The following is a 16,381-nucleotide window of genomic DNA, read 5'->3' on the forward strand; positions in this document are numbered from 1 at the left end:
CACAACCCCGATGTTTCACGTGAAACATTGGGGTTGCTTATGTGAGCGGGTCAGGAGAGATGTTTCACGTGAAACATCCGAGCTGCAAGTTATGCGGAGGCGTCTGCTATCGCCTTCTCGCCGAGCGCCTCGAAGACTTCGCCGAGATTCAGGCCTGCGGCCTGGATGGCCTGGGGAACCAGTGAAGTCTCGGTGAGACCGGGCAGAACGTTGGCCTCGAGGAACCAGACCACGCCCTCGTCGTCGACGATGAGGTCGACGCGCGAGATGTGCCGCAGCGCGAGGGTGTTGTGGATCGAGAGGGCGGTGGACTGAACCAGCTCGGTGATCTCGGGTGACAGGCGCGCGGGAGTGAAGAAGCGGGTCTCCCCCGCGTTGTAGCGCGCGTCGTAGCCGTACACGCCCAGGCGCGGCTCGATCTCAACTGCGGGCAGGGCGAAGGGGCCGTCACCCGTGTCGACGATGCCAACCGAGACTTCGGTGCCCGAGACGCGACGCTCGATGAGTGCGACATCACCGTACGTGTACGCCCCCACGACACCGCGACGCAGGTCGTCGGTATCGGCGATCATCGATACGCCCTGGGCCGAGCCGCCCATGGCCGGCTTCACCACGAGGTCGGTTCCGAACTGGCTTGCCACCCTATCGAGAACTTGGGCGGAGCCGAGTTCTCGGAATGTGTCGCGAGGAAGCGTGATCGACTCGGGTGTGGAGAACCCCGCTCGTGCCACGATGACCTTCGCGGTGGGCTTGTGCCAGGCAAGTCGACTGGCGCCCGGCTGAGATCCCACGTAAGTGACGTCGAGGGCGTCCAGAAGCGCACGAAGTGCCCCGTCTTCGCCGCTGGCCCCGTGCAGGGCCGGCCAGACCACGTCGGGGCGGTTGGATTCGAGGTACGACAGGAGCGCGGCATCCGGCTCGCGCAGAATCACGGTGTGCCCGCGATCGAGCAGGCCGTCGGCGACGCGACGACCCGAACGAAGAGAGACGTCGCGCTCGTGCGAGATGCCTCCGGCCAGAACGACGACGGTACGAGAGGTCACTGTGTTCATCCCTAGTTGGTGTTGGGCGGCGGTGCTGTGTAGTTGTCGTCACGGCGAATGGCCGTGAGAGGACCGGTTGCCGAGAACGATTCGAGCAGGTCGATCTCGGCGTTGATGACGCTCGTGAGGCGCCGGATGCCGAGTTTGATCTGCTCGGGTGTGGGGTAGCAGAACGACAGCCGGATGTTGTTGCGACCCTGTCCGTCGGCGAAGAACGCCGTGCCCGGGGTGTAGGCGACGAGTTCGGTGACCGCGCGGGGCAGCATCTGCTTGGAGTCGAGATAGTCGGGAAGCGTGAGCCAGACGTAGAACCCGCCATTCGGGTTGGTCCAGTTCAGGTCGGGCAGATACTCTGTGAGCGCCGAGAGCATGGTCTCTTTGCGTTCCCTGTAGATGCCGCGGAAGCGGTCGATCTGACCCTTCCAGTCGGCGGTCTCGAGGTACTGGCTGATGATCAGCTGGCTGAACGAGCTGGGACTCAGCACGGCCGCCTCGTTCGCGAGGATGAGCTTCTCGCGGATCGCGTGGGGCGCGAGCGCCCAGCCCACTCGAAAGCCGGGAGCAAGGGTCTTCGAGAAAGTGCCGAGGTAGATGACGCCGTCGCTCTCGAGCGAGCGGATGGCGGCGGGCGGCTTCTCTTCGAAGTAGAGCAGGCCGTACGGGTTGTCTTCGAGCACGAGAATGCCCTCTGACCTGCAGATTTCAAGAATCTCGATGCGCCGCTGCCAGCTGAGGGTCACACCGGCCGGATTGTGAAAGCTGGGGATCGTGTAGAGGAACTTGATGCGCTTGCCCGCGCGCTTGAGGCCGGCGATGTGTTCGCGCAGCGCCTCGGGAATGAGCCCGTGCTCGTCCATGGGAACGTGTTTGATCTCGGCCTGGTACGACTTGAAGATCACCACGGCGGTGACGTAGCTGGGGCCCTCGGAGAGCACGACGTCTCCGGGGTCGAGAAAGAGCTTGCTGACGAGTTCGAGCGCGTGCTGCGAGCCTGTCGTGACGACGACGTCGTCGACACCCGCCTTGATTCCTTCGAGCGCCATCACGTCGAGGATCTGCTCGCGCAGTGCGGGAACTCCCTGGCCGGAGCCGTACTGGAGGGCGGCCGCGCCGTTGCCGGTCATCACCCTGTTCATCGCATCGATGACGAGATCTTGGGGCAGCCCCGAGACGAACGGCATTCCGCCGGCCAGGGAGACGACCTCGGGTCGGGAAGCGACGGCGAAGAGTGCACGCACCTCGGATGCCGCCAGGCCTGCCGCGCGGGCGGCGTAGTTGCCGTACCACGGGTCGAGGTTTGTTCCTGTGCCACTTCGAGTGTTGTCGTTCACACGCACTTCCTATTTCGCGGCTCTGCCTGGTCAGGGTCTTCCTGAATTCCAGATGCCTGTCTCAGAGCGAAATTCCATACTAACCAGCCCCGGGCGTGTCGTACGCGGGCCGAACGCATCCGGGGCCACGCGCATCCAGGTGGCCTGCATGCCTGCGGCGTGCCCTTAACGCGATCAGGCCCCCTGCGCTGAGCAGGAGGCCTGAAGCGTCGGCCGACTTATGCGAGGAAGTCTGCGAGGTCTTTCTCGAGCGCGGCCTTGGGCTTGGCGCCGATGATGGTCTTGACGACCTCGCCGCCCTTGTAGACCTTGAGCGCGGGAATCGACGTGATCATGTACTTGGCCGCGATCTGCGGGTTCTCGTCGACGTTGAGCTTGACGATGTCGATCTTGTCGCCGTGCTCGTCTGCGATCTGGTCGAGGATGGGGCCGACGGCGCGACACGGGCCGCACCACTCTGCCCAGAAGTCGACCAGGATCGGCTTGTCGGACTGCAGGACGTCGGCATCGAAGCTGGCGTCGGTGACTGCCTTGGCGTTGGACATGAGTGCTTCTTTCGTTGGGATGGGAAAACTAGTTGACGGGGATGAGTTCTTGGGCGGCCGCGTCAGGGGCGACGTGTGCCGCCTGCGCTAAACCCGCGAGGTAGTGCTCCGCGTCGAGCGCAGCGACCGTTCCGGATGCGGCGGCCGTGACGGCCTGGCGGTAGGTGTCGTCGACGACGTCGCCGGCCGCGAAGACCCCGGTGAGGTTTGTCTTCGAGCTGCGGCCATCGACGGCGATGGTTCCGGATGCCGTGAGCTCGAGCTGGCCGTGAACGAGGTGCACTCGGGGATCGTTGCCGATGGCCACGAACAGGCCCTGCACCGGCAGTTCGCTGTGCTCGCCGGACACTGTGTTGCGGAGCGTGAGCGCCTCGACGGCGTTCTCGCCGGAGATGCCGACGACCTCGGAGTTGAACACGAACTCGATCTTGGGGTTGTCGAAGGCGCGCTGCTGCATGATCTTGGAGGCGCGGAGCGTGTCTTTGCGGTGGACGAGGTAGACCTTGTCGGCGAAGCGGGTGAGGAAAGTCGCCTCCTCCATGGCCGAGTCGCCGCCGCCGATGACGGCGATGGTCTTGGTCTTGAAGAAGAACCCGTCGCAGGTGGCACACCACGAGACGCCACGACCACTCAACCGCTCCTCGTCGGCGATTCCGAGCTTGCGGTAGGCCGAGCCCGTGGCGAAGATCACAGCCAGGGCTTCTTGGTCGCCGCTGTAGCCGGTGCTGACCTTCTTGACGCCGCCCGCGAGGTCGACGCCGGTGACGTCGTCGAGCAGCACCTCGGTGCCGAACTTCTCGGCCTGCTCCTGCAGCTTGCCCATGAGCTCGGGGCCCTGGATGCCCTCGGGAAAGCCGGGGAAGTTCTCGACGTCGGTGGTCTTCATCAGCTCGCCGCCGGCCTCGACACTCGAGGCGATCAGGAGGGGGTTGAGGCCCGCCCGGGCAGCGTAGATGGCCGCGGTGTAACCGGCAGGGCCGGATCCGATGATGATGATGTCGCGCACGTGCGTGTCAGCTCCTTAACAAGGGTGTCGCGAGGTGGCCTGGAAGGCTCTCACTTGCCTGGTACAACCCATCCTATTCCGCGGATATTCCGCCGTGAGGGAGGGTGGGAGCGCGGGCGGCGAACTAGGAGCGACGCCGTCTGACGCGCGCGAGCAATGGCGTGAGGGCGTCGCTCAGCTCGGGCGACTTCAGCAGCCGGAGGGCACCGAGGTAGAGCAGCGACATCACCAGCCCGATCACGATCATCGAGCTGAGCACCCCTGCGTACCCGCTGACGCCGTAGCCGCCGTCGTTCGCGAAACCGAAGACCAGCGCGAGGGCGACGCCGGCGATGACGGCAGGGACGAGAGCTGCGAGATCACGGCCGAGGCTCTTGGCGACGGTCGCCCCGCCAAGGCCGCCGAGGCGTCTGCGGATGAGGACGGCCGCCAGGATGGTCTGCAGGATGCCCGCTGCCGACAGTGCCAGTGCCACACCCACACCGATGAACTGCTTCGGTACGAAAAACAGCACCGCCAGGGCGGCGGCGGAGAAGACCACGGCTTGGAACAGTGTGATGAAGAACGGGGTACGGGTATCGCCGAGGGCATAGAAGGCCCGGAGGACGACGAACAGGATGCTGAAGGCCGGCAGTCCGACGAGGAATGCGATGAGCACGTTGCCCATGGCGATCGTCGGCACGAAGTCGAACTTGTTGAAGAGTCCGCTGAACGGGTAGGCGACGACGATGAGCACCATGGTCGCCAGCACCATGAGCACCGAGATGACCCGGATGGATGCCGAAAGATCACGCCGCACTGTGGCGAGGTCTCCCTGAGCTGCATGCTCGCTCATGCGCGTGAAGTACGCGGTTGCGATCGACACGGCGACGACCGAGTGAGGCAGCATGAAGATGAGCCACGCCGTCGACAGCACCGTCGTCGAGGCGTCGTCGCCCGAGGCTGTGATGACGACCCGCGTCTCGACGATTCCGGCGAGCTGGGTGACCAGGAGCATCCCGAATGTCCACCCGGCGAGCTTTCCGGCCGTGCCGAGCCCGACTCCGCGCCACCGGAAATCGGGACGATAGCGCAGCCCGACCCGGCGCCAGAAGACGAAGAGCACCAACGCCTGAACGGCGACGCCCAGCGTGGCTGTTCCCGCAAGAACGGCCACCTTGTCGGGCGTCCACCAGTCGAGGTCTCCCACATTCAGGGCGCTCGGCGAGAACGCCACGTTGAACGCCACCAGCCCGAGGATGGCGACGACGTTGTTGAGCACCGGTGTCCAGGTGAACGGACCGAACGAGTTGCGCGCATTCAACACCTCGCTGAGCACCGAGTAGACGCCGTAGAAGAAGATCTGCGGCAGGCACCAGTAAGCGAATGCGGTCGCCAGCGCGAACTGACCGCTCGACGCGGGATCGGCCACGATCGTGATGAGCACGGGGGCGAGCAGTGTGGCCGCGAGGGTGGCCGCGCCGAGCACCACGAACGCCACGGTGACGAGCTTGTTGATGTAGCCCGCTCCCCCGTCGGCATGCCGAGCGGCTCGCACGATCTGGGGAACGAGGATCGCGTTGAGCATGCCGCCCGCGACGATGACGAAGATGGTGTTCGGCAACTGGTTGGCGATGGTGAACGCGTCGGTGCCCAGACCGATCGTGCCGATGGTCTGGATGAGAACAAACGCCTTGACGAAGCCCAGGATGCGGGACACGGTCGTGCCCGAGGCCAGAATCGCGCTCGCACGGCCGAGGTTCGGCGCGGGCTTGGCGGAGGTGTCAGCCACGCGGCTCCTCGATTTCTGGTTCAGCGCGACCGTGCCGGCGCTTCAGAAACAGCCGGATGGCGGCGAAGACGAGCAGGGCTCCCACCACGCTGCCGACGAGCCACGAGCCGGCGACCTCCCAATCGGCGGAGACGTTGACGGGAATGAAGGTGGGCTGCGTCGAGATGAGGGTTCCGGTGGGGCTCACGAGTTCGGCGCGCACGATCGTGTCTCCGTTGGCGACACCCGCCGTGATGGGAACCTTCGCCTGCTTGCTCGACGCGGCCTCGACGGTGATCGTGACGTCTCTCTGCACGACGAGGCGAAAATTCGAGGGGGCGAGGCGCACCGTGAGGTTCACGGGATAGGGCAGGTTGTTCTGCACCAGAACAGGCATGTCGCCGGTGTTGCTCACAAGATTGATGGGAGAGCCCGCGACGATGGAGACCGCGCCGAGCGTCTCGGTCGAACGGTCGAGCTGGGCCTGCATGGCCACGTTCCAGCCGCCCGGGTTCGACGCCCACGAGTTGGCCAGCAGCGCGAGGAGATTCGCGCGATTCTCGCCGAGCAGGTCGGTCGGATCGGTGATGATGCTCGCGAATGCGGCGACCTGGTTCTCGGATGCGAGCAGGGCTGCGACCTGACCGATGTGTTCGGCGGGCTCGGGTTGGTCGACGACGGTGGCTTCGGCGGCGGGCGCCTGCAGGGCGAAGGCGTCGAACGAGGCGGTCGACGACCACGAGAGAGCATCGAGCGAGTTCAGCGCGTCGGCGAGGGCAGTGCCGTCGGCAGGGGCCGCCCGGTCGACTGTGGCGAGGATCGTGCGCGAGGTGCCGTCGTCTTCGCTCGCCACGACGGCGAGGCCGGATGCGAGGTCGGAGAGCGACTTCTGCCGCTCGGTTGCGGTGAGCGCCCCAGTGGCCTCGCGAAGAGGGCGCGAGACGGTGTCGTCGGAGACGAGCACGGTACTGTCAGCGACACTCACGACCCCGCTCGCCTCGCTCGCCGGCAGCGCGACGTTCGACGACGAGAGAATCGAGGTGGTGAGTCCGTTGCCGGCGAAGAACGGCAGGTCGGCGGAGGCGACCGTGTTGTCGCGGGGCCAGGCGATGGAGGTGCCCGTGTAATCGAACGCGAGCAGCGCGGATGTGTCGGGCACGACATCCGGGATGTCGCTGGGGGTGGGAATTGGTGTGTCGGTGGGGTCGCCGCCGGGCCCGACGGCCGCCGTCTGGCCCGCGGGAGCGGGACTCGGGCTGGGCTGCAGGAGGCCTGCGAAATTCGCCTCGTCGAGCGCGTAGTCGAACGAGGTCGGGGTGAGCAGTTGGGGGGCGCCCGACTGGCTCATCGCGGCCACGTCGGCATCGGCGTAGCTCAGCGGGTAAGTGGGATTCGATGCCGCCTGCAGCCGGTCGAGCCACGCGATGGCACTCGCGGGTGCCACGGATCCGAGGGCGCGGATCGACACGATGATGCGCGGGTCGATGAGGATTCCGACGGGTCGGTTGATCACAGAGTCGAGTTCGCGGGTCAAAAGGCCGTTGTCGGCGGTGAGCGTGGCCAACGTGGCCACGGGGATCAAGCCCGTTTGCCCCGGCTGGGTCGTGATGGGGATGGCGACCGCGACCTGGGTGGGGGCCGGCGCGTCTGCCCCGGCGAAGACGATCGTCGAATGCGCCACGGACTCGGCGCCGTCGGCCTGCTCGACGGTGCCTGTTATTCCGCGCACCCCCCAGTCGTCGAGCGTGACCGCCGCAGCGGGGATGACTGCCTGCACGATCAACTCTTCGCCGGGCTGCAGGGCGGGAACAGCGACGTTCGTGATGATGGCGTCGGAGTCGACCGTCGACGTGTCATCGAGGGGCGTCAGCCAGTCGTTCAGGTCGGCCCGGGTAGAGATGACCTCGCGGTCGAGCGCCACCTGCAGGGTGCTGGCGTCGAGCGCCGCCGTGCCGCCGTTCGTGACCGAGGCGGTGATCGTGACGTCGGCTCCGGGCTGCGCCACTCCCCCGTTCGCCGGAGCGAGAATCAGCTGCGCGGGCTCGCCGGCCGCGACGGCGGGGGCGACCGCCGGGGTGACGCCGAGCATCGACGAGACGACCACTCCGAGACCCAACAGGGCCGGAACGGCGCGCGGGCGTCGAGAGGGAGGCAGGTTCATGGGAGCTTTCGTAAAGGGACGCATGGGATGCGGCCCCGCGTAGATTCTAGGATGCGGAGGCTGGGAAGCAGGGGAGGCCGCTCTGCCCGGGCGTCGACACGCGCCTCGGTAAACTGTCGGGATGCAGCGAACGGTTCAGGAATCCATGGTTCGGCTGCGCGCTCTCAGCGAGGCGTCGCCCGTCGCCGCACTCGCTGCCGCCTTCGACAACGCCGGCTTCGAGCTCGCCCTCGTCGGCGGCCCCGTTCGAGACGCTTTTCTCGGCCGGCCCGCGAAAGACCTCGACTTCACCTCGAACGCGACACCCGATCAGATTCTCGCCGTGGTGTCGACGCTCACGAAGAGCACGTGGGACATCGGCCGCGACTTCGGAACGATCGGCGCCAAGATCGACGGCGAGCAGGTCGAGATCACCACCTACCGCTCCGACAGCTACGACCAGCAGACCCGCAAGCCCATCGTCGAATTCGGTGACAGCCTCGAGGTCGACCTGACCCGTCGCGATTTCACCGTGAACGCCCTCGCGCTGCGGCTGCCCGAACTGGTTCTCGTCGATCCGTCGGGCGGCGTCGAAGACCTCGTCGCCGGCATCCTGCGCACGCCCTCTACGCCGGCCATCTCGTTCGGCGACGATCCGCTGCGCATGCTGCGCGCCATCCGGTTCTCTGCCCAGCTCGGGTTCGACCTCGACGCCGAGACAATGGATGCCCTGGGCACGATGGGCTCCTCGCTGACGATCATCTCGGCCGAGCGCATCCGCGACGAGTTCTCGAAGCTGCTGCTGACCCCGGCACCGCGGCGAGGAATCGAGCTGCTGGTCGAGACGGGGCTCGCCGACCTGGTCATGCCCGAGATTCCCGCGCTGCGGCTGGAGCGCGACGAGCACCACCACCACAAAGACGTCTACCAGCACAGCCTCACGGTGCTCGACCAGGCCATCGAGCTCGAGCAGTCACGAGGTTCGTTCGAGGGCCCCGACCTGGTGCTGCGGCTCGCCGCGTTGATGCACGACATCGGCAAGCCGGCCACGCGCCGGCTCGAGCCGGGAGGTGTCGTCACGTTCTATCACCACGATGTGGTGGGGTCGAAGATCGCGAAGAAGCGGCTGCGCGAGTTGCGCTACGACAACGACACCATTTCTGACGTGGCCCGCCTGATCGAGCTGCACCTGCGCTTCTTCGGCTACACCGAGGGCGCCTGGACCGACTCGGCCGTGCGCCGCTACGTGCGGGATGCGGGACCGCTGCTCGAGCGGCTGCACATCCTGACTCGGGCCGACGTGACCACGCGCAACAGGCGCAAGTCGCACATGCTCTCGTTCGCCTACGACGACCTCGAGACGCGCGTGACCGAGCTGGCCGAGCTCGAAGAGATGCAGGCCGTGCGGCCCGATCTCGACGGTGAGCAGATCATGGCTACCCTCGGCATCCGGCCCGGGCGCGAGGTGGGCGAGGCCTACCGTTTTCTGCTCGAGCTGCGGCTCGACGACGGCCCGCTCGGCGAGGAGGAGGCGACGCGTCGCCTGCTCGAGTGGTGGGCCGCGCGCCAGGCCTAGCCTCGCCTAGCCGTTCTTCTGGATGAAGGCTTCCAGTCTGGCGCGGGCCTCGTCGTCGGGCAGCTGCACTGCGGGCGACTTCATGAAGTAGGCACTGGCGGCCTCGACCGGGCCCGACAGTCCGGCGTCGAGCGCGATCTTCGCGGCCCTCACGGCGTCGATGATGACACCAGCCGAGTTCGGCGAATCCCACACCTCGAGCTTGTACTCGAGGCTCACGGGTGCGTTGCCGAAGCCGTGGCCCTCGATGCGCACATAGGCGAACTTGCGGTCGTCGAGCCACGGCACGTGGTCGCTCGGCCCGATGTGGATGTCGCGCTCGGGCAGGTCGACGTCGATGTTGCTGGTGACGGCCTGGGTCTTCGAGATCTTCTTCGACTTGAGGCGTGTGCGCTCGAGCATGTTCTTGAAGTCCATGTTGCCGCCGACGTTGAGCTGGTAGGTGCGGTCGATGGTGATGCCGCGGCTCTCGAACAGTCGGGCGAGCACCCGGTGCGTGATGGTGGCGCCGAGCTGGCTCTTGATGTCGTCGCCGACGATCGGCAGACCCGCCTCCACGAATTTCGCCGCCCACACGGGGTCGCTCGCGAGAAAGACCGGGATGGCGTTGACGAATGCGACGCCGGCGTCGAGCGCCGCCTGGGCGTAGTGCTTGGCCGCCACCTCGCTTCCGACCGGGAGGTAGCAGACGAGAACCTCGGCTCCACTGTCGCGCAAGGCCTGCGCCACGTCGACGGGCTCTTCGGTCGACTCCTCGACCATGTCTGCGTAGTACTCGCCGAGGCCGTCGAAGGTCGGCCCGCGCAGAACCGTGAGTCCGGTCTGCGCGACCTCGGCGAAGCGCAGGGTGTTGTTCTCGCTCGCCCAGATCGCGTCGGCGAGGTCGTGGCCCACCTTTGCGGCGTCGACGTCGAACGCCGCCACGAACTCGAGATCGCTCACGTGGTGGGCGCCGAAGCGCACGTGCATGAGGCCCGGCACCACCTCGTCGTCGGCGGCATCCCGGTAGAAGGTGACTCCTTGAATCAGCGAGTTGGCGCAGTTTCCGACTCCGGCGATGGCGACTTTGATGCTCATGGGACACGACTTTCACGAGGGGTGGACGGCAAACCCCACAATGCTAGCCGAACGCATCCTCGACCTCGCCGGGGGCACTCTGCTAGTCTTTCAAGGTTGTCCGTCGCCAGTGGGAATCTCCTACGCGGTGCCGGGCCGATGCAGATACACCCTCCTGTCACAGACCGTCTGTGACCGAACTAGTCCGAAGGAGGTGGGTTTGTGACGCATCAGTACGAACTCATGGTGATCCTCGATCCTGAAATCGATGAGCGCACCGTGGCCCCCAGTCTCGACAAATTCCTCAACGTCATCCGCAAAGATGGCGGCACCGTCGACAACGTCGACATCTGGGGACGCCGCCGCCTGGCCTACGAGATCAACAAGAAGACCGAAGGCATCTACGCGGTGGTCAACCTGACCGCCAGTGCAGACGCGACCAAAGAGCTCGACCGCCAGCTGAAGCTGTCGGAGGCCGTCATGCGCACCAAGGTGCTGCGTGCCGAGGAGGCCATCGCCATGGTCGCCACCGCCGACAAGCTCGCAGCCGAGAAGGCCGCCCGCAAGGCCGCCAACCCGAAGGCCGCTTCAGCTTCTGCGCCCGCCGAGTCTTCCGCCGCCGCTCCTGCTGCCGCCAAGGCCGCTCCGAGCGCCGCGTCGAAGGTCGCCGCTGCCACCAAGGCGCCCGCTGCTCCCCAGGCTGCCGCACCTGCTGCTCCCGAGGCTGCCGCTGAGGCGGCCGCCGACGACGAGTCCGCCAAGTAGTCGATCATGGCTGGCGAAACCGTAATCACCGTGGTGGGCAACCTCACCAGCGATCCTGAACTGCGCTACACGCAGGGCGGGCTGGCGGTTGCCAACTTCACCATCGCATCCACGCCGCGCACGTTCGACCGTGCCGCGAACGACTGGAAAGATGGCGAGGCGCTGTTCTTGCGCGCGAGCGTCTGGCGTGAATTCGCCGAGCACGTCGCCGGATCACTGACCAAGGGAAGCCGTGTCGTTGCGACCGGTCGCCTGCGCCAGCGTTCCTACGAGACGAAAGAGGGCGAGAAGCGCACCTCGATCGAGCTCGAGATCGACGAGATCGGCCCCAGCCTTCGTTACGCAACCGCATCTGTGACCCGGGCAGCCGGTTCACGTGGCGGCGGCGGCGGCCAGGTCGGCGGACCGAGCGGTGGAAACGACGAGCCGTGGGCCGCTTCGGCGCCCGCGCAGCCGGCTGCCGGAGCTGGAGCCGACGTGTGGAACACACCGGGCGGCAACTTCAGCGACGACACCCCCTTCTAACAACTTCGTTCTTCACAGAACATTTCTCGAAAGCAGATAAACAATGGCTGGAAAGTCAAGCGGCGACCGCCGCAAGCCGCTGCGCGGTGCCAAGGGCGCCAAGAACGCAGCTCCCGCGAAGTCCATTCGCGTCGGCGTCATCGACTACAAAGATGTCGCAACTCTTCGCAAGTTCATCTCGGAGCGTGGAAAGATTCGCGCTCGCCGCATCACGGGAGTCTCCGTTCAGGAGCAGCGCCTCATCGCCCGTGCCGTCAAGAACGCCCGCGAAATGGCTCTTCTGCCCTACGCCGGCTCGGGCAGGTAAGGAACCGACATGTCAAAACTCATTCTCACGCACGAGGTCTCCGGCCTCGGTTCAGCGGGTGACGTGGTCGAGGTCAAGAACGGCTTCGCTCGCAACTACCTGATCCCCCAGGGTTTCGCGGTCTCGTGGAGCCGTGGTGGCGAGAAGCAGGTCGAACAGATTAAGGCAGCCCGCGTTTCGCGCGAGCACGCCACGATCGAGGAAGCCCAGCACCTCAAGCAGGTTCTCGAGGCTGCGACCGTGAAGCTGACTGTCAAGGCCGGCGAAGGCGGACGCCTGTTCGGTTCGGTCAAGACCGTCGACATCGCCAACGCGGTCTCGGCTCAGGGTCTCGGCTCGCTCGACAAGAAGAAGATCGAGATCAGCCAGGCCATCAAGCTCACCGGAACCCACGAGGCCACGGTCAAGCTGCGCGACGACCTGGTCGCGACGATCACGTTGAACGTGGTCGCTGCCAAGTAGCGCGAACCCAGCAGCACCGCGCTCACTGGGCGCACAACGAATGGCGGTGGATTCTTCCACCGCCATTCGTCGTTAATCCGGCTGCGCATCGGCCGGTGCCAGACCCACTTCGGGGGTGAAATTCGCCCGATTTTATACACAGGGCAATTGTCAAATCGAAACCCTCAAGCTCTGCTGGAGGGATCTATTCGCCCCGGGCTGTGGAAATCGTGGAATGGCTGATAGACCGCCTATTTCGAGCCGACACCGGGATGACTTTCCACATAAGTTTCCACAGTTTTCCCCCAGACCTTCCGGCGTTTCGGCCCCGTTGTCCACATGGTTCTCCACAGGGTCTGTTGGGGATGTCGGACGGTGCAGGTAGAACTGTGAAGACGGATGATCTGCGCGCGAGCGCACACGAAGGGAGACCCGTGTCGATAGCCCATCTCGGACTGTCCGGCCCGAGCGACGGCCAGCGCGGCGGCAACGCGGCCGGCAGCGCATCGGGCGAATGGCGGGCCGACTCACGCGGCGATCGCACTCCTCCCCACGACCTCCTGGCCGAGCAGAGCGCCCTGGGCGGAATGCTGCTCAGCAAAGATGCGGTGGCCGATGTGGTCGAGGTCGTCCGAGGCGCAGACTTCTACATTCCCAAGCACGAGATCATCTTCGATGCCGTGCTCACCCTCTACTCGCACGGCGAGCCCACCGACGTGATCGCGGTCACCGACGAGCTCACCAAGAACGGCGAACTGAGCCGAGCCGGAGGTGCTGAGTACCTGCATACGCTCACGGGTCTCGTTCCGACGGCAGCCAACGCGGGTTACTACGCCAACATCGTCTCCGAGAAGGCCGTGTTGCGGCGCCTCGTCGAGGCGGGCACCCGAATCGTGCAGATGGGCTACGCCAGCGAGGGCGAAGTCATGGACCTGGTCAACAACGCGCAGGCCGAGATCTACGCGGTCAACGGCAACGTCGAGACCGAAGACTACGTGCCGCTTACCATCGCCCTCACCGCGGCCACCGACGAGATCGAGGCCGCCGCAGGCAAAGACGGTCAGATGACGGGCGTGCCGTCTGGCTTCACCGACCTCGACAACCTCACGAACGGATTTCACCCCGGCCAGCTCATCATCGTGGCGGCGCGCCCCGCCCTCGGAAAGTCGACCCTCGCGCTCGACTTCTGCCGGGCGGCATCCATCAAGCACGACATGCCGGCCATCTTCTTCTCGCTCGAGATGGGTCGCGCCGAGATCGCCATGCGTCTGCTGTCGGCCGAGGCATCCGTGCCCCTGCAGATCATGCGCAAGGGCCAGGTGAATGGTCAAGACTGGACCAAGATCGCGTCGACGCGCTCCAGCATCAATGACGCCCCGTTCTACATCGACGACAGTCCCAACATGACGCTGGTAGAGATTCGCGCCAAGTGCCGTCGACTCAAGCAGAAGGTCGGGCTCAAGCTCGTGGTCATCGACTATCTGCAGCTCATGACGAGCGGCAAGAAGGTCGAAAGCCGCCAGCAAGAGGTCTCCGAGTTTTCACGAGCGCTCAAGCTCATGGCGAAAGAACTCCAGGTTCCCGTCATCGCGTTGTCGCAGCTCAACCGTGGCCCCGAGCAGCGTGCCGACAAGAAGCCCGCCATCAGCGACCTTCGCGAGTCGGGATCGCTCGAGCAAGACGCCGACATGGTCATCCTCCTGCACCGCGAGGGCGCCTATGAGAAAGACAACCCGCGCGCGGGTGAGGCCGACTTCATCGTGGCGAAGCACCGCAACGGCCCGACGGCCACGATCACCGCGAGCTTCCTCGGCCACTTCTCCCGCTTCGCAGACATGCCCCAGGCGTAGGGGCGCGCGCGCCCCGCGGTAGTGCCCGCGCCCGCTGGGTGCATCGGCTGCCGGTCGACTGAACGCGACTGAATAGGCAAAGCGCGGATGCTTCGGCGCACTACCCAATATGTGCAAGCTCGGCACGGAATCTCGACATTGCATGAACGGTTGTAAGTTTCGGGGTAACTTACAACTGAATAGTCATTTGCGTTACTTCTTTCGGAGGTTCTTACAACGAAGGGGCCGCCATGCGCGCTTCAGACTTCACGGACGCTCGGTTCGGGACGCTCAAGACCAACCCGCTCAGCGCCTGGCCGCATCCCTATTTCCTCCCGACGCAACTCCCGCGGGAGTTGGCGCTGGAGCCTGAAACCATGGCTGCTGTCGCCCGAGCCAGTATCGCCTTGGGACGGCTGTCGGGTTTCGCGCTCCTCGTCAACGATCCCGAACTTCTTCTCGGTCCGTCGATGGCCCAGGAGGCCCTCGCCAGCTCCCGGATCGAAGGAACCGAAGCCTCGCTCAGCGAGGTGCTGTCGTCTGCGAATGAAAACCTTCCGATCGAGGACGACAACCTGAGAGAGGTCGTCAACTACCTCAAAGCCGTGACGCAGGGCATCTCCCTACTCGAGACCTGGCCGGTCACGCAGCGATTCTTCTGTGCGCTTCATGAAACTCTTTTGACCGGCACGCGGGGAGAGGAGAAGTTCCCCGGGGAGCTGCGTCGCTCGCCCGTCTGGATCGGATCGGCCAACGAGCGCCCCGAGACGGCCAAGTTCATTCCGCCCCATCAGGATGAGCTCGGCGCGTTGCTCGATGATTGGGAACGGTTCGTCAACGAGCCGTCGACCATGCCGGCCGTGCTCCGCGCGGCGCTCATGCACTACCAATTCGAGACGATCCACCCGTTCCTCGACGGTAACGGGCGCATCGGCCGGCTGCTGATCGGGTTTCAACTCATGAACGACAAGGAGCTTCCTGCTCCAGTGCTCCACATCTCGGGCTATTTCGAGCGGCACCGGCTCGAGTACTACCGTCGGCTTCAAGCGGTGCGTGAACGCGGCGAGATCGAGGAGTGGGTGCTGTTCTTCTGCGCGGCGATCGAAGACGCGGCGACGCGGAGCTCCACCCGCATCCGTCGCCTTCTCGAACTGCGTGAGCGCTACCGTCTGGAGGCGCACAGCGATCGGTCCTCGCTGCCGGCGCTCGTCGACGCGATTTTTCGTAACCCAGTTGTGACGGTCGGGACGGTTATGGATGCCGCCGGTATTACACAGCAAGGCGCCTCCAAGCTGGTCCACAAGGCCGAAGCGCGCGGCTGGATAACGTCAGTCGGCCGGTGGGGCCGTGGAGGCAAGGAGCGGTGGCTGGCTACCGAGGTCTGGGCCGCCGTCACCGAGGGTGCCGATTTCTTTGCGGAGGAAGAGGCACCATGAGCGGGATCGCAGAGCCTCAGTTTCAACCTCGGTTCGAACAATCGCCGGCGGCCCCGTGCGGACCTACGCGCGTGTCGTCATGCGCAGTTCGAGGGCGGAGTCGGCCGCGAGCAGCTGAAGCGTCACCTGCGGGACGTCGAGTTCCGCGGGGGTCGCCACGTGGGTTCCCCCGCACGGGATGCTCACGGCGTGGCCGTCGAGCGTCGTCGTCCAGTACCGGCGGTCGGTGAGCCGGTCGCCGTCCCGCTCGACCGAGGCCGCTGCGCCCGACAGCACCCACGCGGACAGCCGCGTATCCACCCCCGTCTCGACGGCGCCGAGGTCGTCGACGAGGCGTGCGGGCGCGAAGCCCTTCTTTCGCAGCGACTTGCCGATGCGATACACGTCGAGGGAGCCGCGCTCCTGGATGCGTGAGGTCTCGATTGCGAGGGCGTCGAAGTTCGGATTGTCGAGGGCATCGAGCGACCCGGGCTTGCTCCACGACCCGGTGAGCTCGGCGTTCAGGGCGAGACGCGAGGTGGCAGGCCGTGTGACCGACTGAAAGAGCGTGCCGATAGTCGGCGTCGACTGCAACGGATGCTTCGGCGCCCTCGACGAGACCTGCTTCGGTCGCGCGGGCATCGTCGACGAT

At 65.6% G+C, this 16,381-nt stretch carries 13 protein-coding genes and 2 pseudogenes; 7 read left to right on the plus strand and 8 right to left on the minus strand.

All coding sequences use genetic code 11. From position 1 onward, the window contains the following. Nucleotides 1-89: 89 nt before the first annotated feature. The 6 genes from ACE5CZ_RS03780 to ACE5CZ_RS03805 all read right to left on the minus strand — a co-directional run bounded on the left by ACE5CZ_RS03780 (nt 90) and on the right by ACE5CZ_RS03805 (nt 7,836). Nucleotides 90-1,052, minus strand: coding sequence for a D-alanine--D-alanine ligase (locus ACE5CZ_RS03780; protein ID WP_374946022.1), 963 nt, complete (start codon nt 1,050-1,052; stop codon nt 90-92). 2 nt (nt 1,053-1,054) lie between these two features. Beyond that, entirely contained in the window at nt 1,055-2,374 is a 1,320-nt protein-coding gene (locus ACE5CZ_RS03785) for a PLP-dependent aminotransferase family protein (RefSeq protein WP_374946023.1), read from the minus strand. A 218-nt stretch (nt 2,375-2,592) separates the two neighbouring features. After that, a complete protein-coding gene (gene trxA, locus ACE5CZ_RS03790) occupies nt 2,593-2,919 on the minus strand; it encodes a thioredoxin (protein WP_374946024.1) in 327 nt (108 codons plus the stop codon). A gap of 28 nt (nt 2,920-2,947) precedes the next feature. Next, the gene (gene trxB / locus ACE5CZ_RS03795; RefSeq protein ID WP_374946025.1) at nt 2,948-3,925 is read right to left on the minus strand and encodes a thioredoxin-disulfide reductase; all 978 of its coding nucleotides are present in this window, start codon (nt 3,923-3,925) and stop codon (nt 2,948-2,950) included. Nucleotides 3,926-4,049: 124 nt separating this feature from the next. After that, nucleotides 4,050-5,696 carry a murein biosynthesis integral membrane protein MurJ gene (murJ, locus tag ACE5CZ_RS03800; protein ID WP_374946026.1) on the minus strand — a complete coding sequence of 549 codons (1,647 nt, stop codon included), beginning with the start codon at nt 5,694-5,696 and terminating at the stop codon, nt 4,050-4,052. Continuing rightward, the gene (locus ACE5CZ_RS03805; protein ID WP_374946027.1) at nt 5,689-7,836 is read right to left on the minus strand and encodes a DUF6049 family protein; all 2,148 of its coding nucleotides are present in this window, start codon (nt 7,834-7,836) and stop codon (nt 5,689-5,691) included. Before ACE5CZ_RS03805 ends, murJ begins: the two co-directional genes overlap by 8 nt. Before the next feature lie 121 nt (nt 7,837-7,957). Here ACE5CZ_RS03805 and ACE5CZ_RS03810 point away from each other — a divergent pair, with 121 nt between their 5' ends. Continuing rightward, nucleotides 7,958-9,391: a CCA tRNA nucleotidyltransferase gene (locus ACE5CZ_RS03810; protein WP_374946028.1), complete on the plus strand. Its 1,434-nt coding sequence runs from the start codon at nt 7,958-7,960 to the stop codon at nt 9,389-9,391. A gap of 6 nt (nt 9,392-9,397) precedes the next feature. Here the strand turns inward: ACE5CZ_RS03810 and ACE5CZ_RS03815 are convergent, their stop codons facing one another. Then, nucleotides 9,398-10,468: an inositol-3-phosphate synthase gene (locus ACE5CZ_RS03815; protein WP_374946029.1), complete on the minus strand. Its 1,071-nt coding sequence runs from the start codon at nt 10,466-10,468 to the stop codon at nt 9,398-9,400. A 222-nt stretch (nt 10,469-10,690) separates the two neighbouring features. On the opposite strand from ACE5CZ_RS03815, the pseudogene rpsF reads away from it, so the two are divergent. From rpsF to ACE5CZ_RS03845, 6 genes and pseudogenes are all read left to right on the plus strand, one after another. Then, a pseudogene (gene rpsF / locus ACE5CZ_RS03820) lies at nt 10,691-11,041 on the plus strand (30S ribosomal protein S6); the annotation flags it as partial. A 177-nt stretch (nt 11,042-11,218) separates the two neighbouring features. Continuing rightward, the gene (locus tag ACE5CZ_RS03825; RefSeq protein WP_374946030.1) at nt 11,219-11,737 is read left to right on the plus strand and encodes a single-stranded DNA-binding protein; all 519 of its coding nucleotides are present in this window, start codon (nt 11,219-11,221) and stop codon (nt 11,735-11,737) included. A gap of 43 nt (nt 11,738-11,780) precedes the next feature. Next, on the plus strand, nt 11,781-12,044 hold the full coding sequence (rpsR, locus tag ACE5CZ_RS03830) for a 30S ribosomal protein S18 (RefSeq protein ID WP_022895757.1): 264 nt from the start codon (nt 11,781-11,783) through the stop codon (nt 12,042-12,044). 9 nt (nt 12,045-12,053) lie between these two features. Next, entirely contained in the window at nt 12,054-12,506 is a 453-nt protein-coding gene (gene rplI / locus ACE5CZ_RS03835; protein WP_374946031.1) for a 50S ribosomal protein L9, read from the plus strand. 413 nt (nt 12,507-12,919) lie between these two features. Then, a complete protein-coding gene (dnaB, locus tag ACE5CZ_RS03840) occupies nt 12,920-14,335 on the plus strand; it encodes a replicative DNA helicase (RefSeq protein WP_374946032.1) in 1,416 nt (471 codons plus the stop codon). 230 nt (nt 14,336-14,565) lie between these two features. Continuing rightward, the gene (locus tag ACE5CZ_RS03845; RefSeq protein WP_374946033.1) at nt 14,566-15,750 is read left to right on the plus strand and encodes a Fic family protein; all 1,185 of its coding nucleotides are present in this window, start codon (nt 14,566-14,568) and stop codon (nt 15,748-15,750) included. 63 nt (nt 15,751-15,813) lie between these two features. On the opposite strand, the pseudogene ACE5CZ_RS03850 reads toward ACE5CZ_RS03845, so the two are convergent. Beyond that, nucleotides 15,814-16,381 (minus strand): annotated as a pseudogene (locus tag ACE5CZ_RS03850) (hypothetical protein); the annotation flags it as partial.

The organism is Agreia sp. (genome assembly GCF_964263775.1).
Lineage (GTDB): Bacteria > Actinomycetota > Actinomycetes > Actinomycetales > Microbacteriaceae > Agreia.

What these genes read in the sequence shown, in the direction of transcription:
- ACE5CZ_RS03780 (WP_374946022.1), bottom strand. Translation starts at nt 1,052, where the DNA reads ATGAACACAGTGACCTCTCGTACCGTCGTCGTTCTGGCCGGAGGCATC.
- rplI (WP_374946031.1), top strand. Translation starts at nt 12,054, where the DNA reads ATGTCAAAACTCATTCTCACGCACGAGGTCTCCGGCCTCGGTTCAGCG.
- ACE5CZ_RS03815 (WP_374946029.1), bottom strand. Translation starts at nt 10,468, where the DNA reads ATGAGCATCAAAGTCGCCATCGCCGGAGTCGGAAACTGCGCCAACTCG.
- ACE5CZ_RS03805 (WP_374946027.1), bottom strand. Translation starts at nt 7,836, where the DNA reads ATGAACCTGCCTCCCTCTCGACGCCCGCGCGCCGTTCCGGCCCTGTTG.
- rpsR (WP_022895757.1), top strand. Translation starts at nt 11,781, where the DNA reads ATGGCTGGAAAGTCAAGCGGCGACCGCCGCAAGCCGCTGCGCGGTGCC.
- trxA (WP_374946024.1), bottom strand. Translation starts at nt 2,919, where the DNA reads ATGTCCAACGCCAAGGCAGTCACCGACGCCAGCTTCGATGCCGACGTC.
- ACE5CZ_RS03845 (WP_374946033.1), top strand. Translation starts at nt 14,566, where the DNA reads ATGCGCGCTTCAGACTTCACGGACGCTCGGTTCGGGACGCTCAAGACC.
- ACE5CZ_RS03810 (WP_374946028.1), top strand. Translation starts at nt 7,958, where the DNA reads ATGCAGCGAACGGTTCAGGAATCCATGGTTCGGCTGCGCGCTCTCAGC.
- ACE5CZ_RS03825 (WP_374946030.1), top strand. Translation starts at nt 11,219, where the DNA reads ATGGCTGGCGAAACCGTAATCACCGTGGTGGGCAACCTCACCAGCGAT.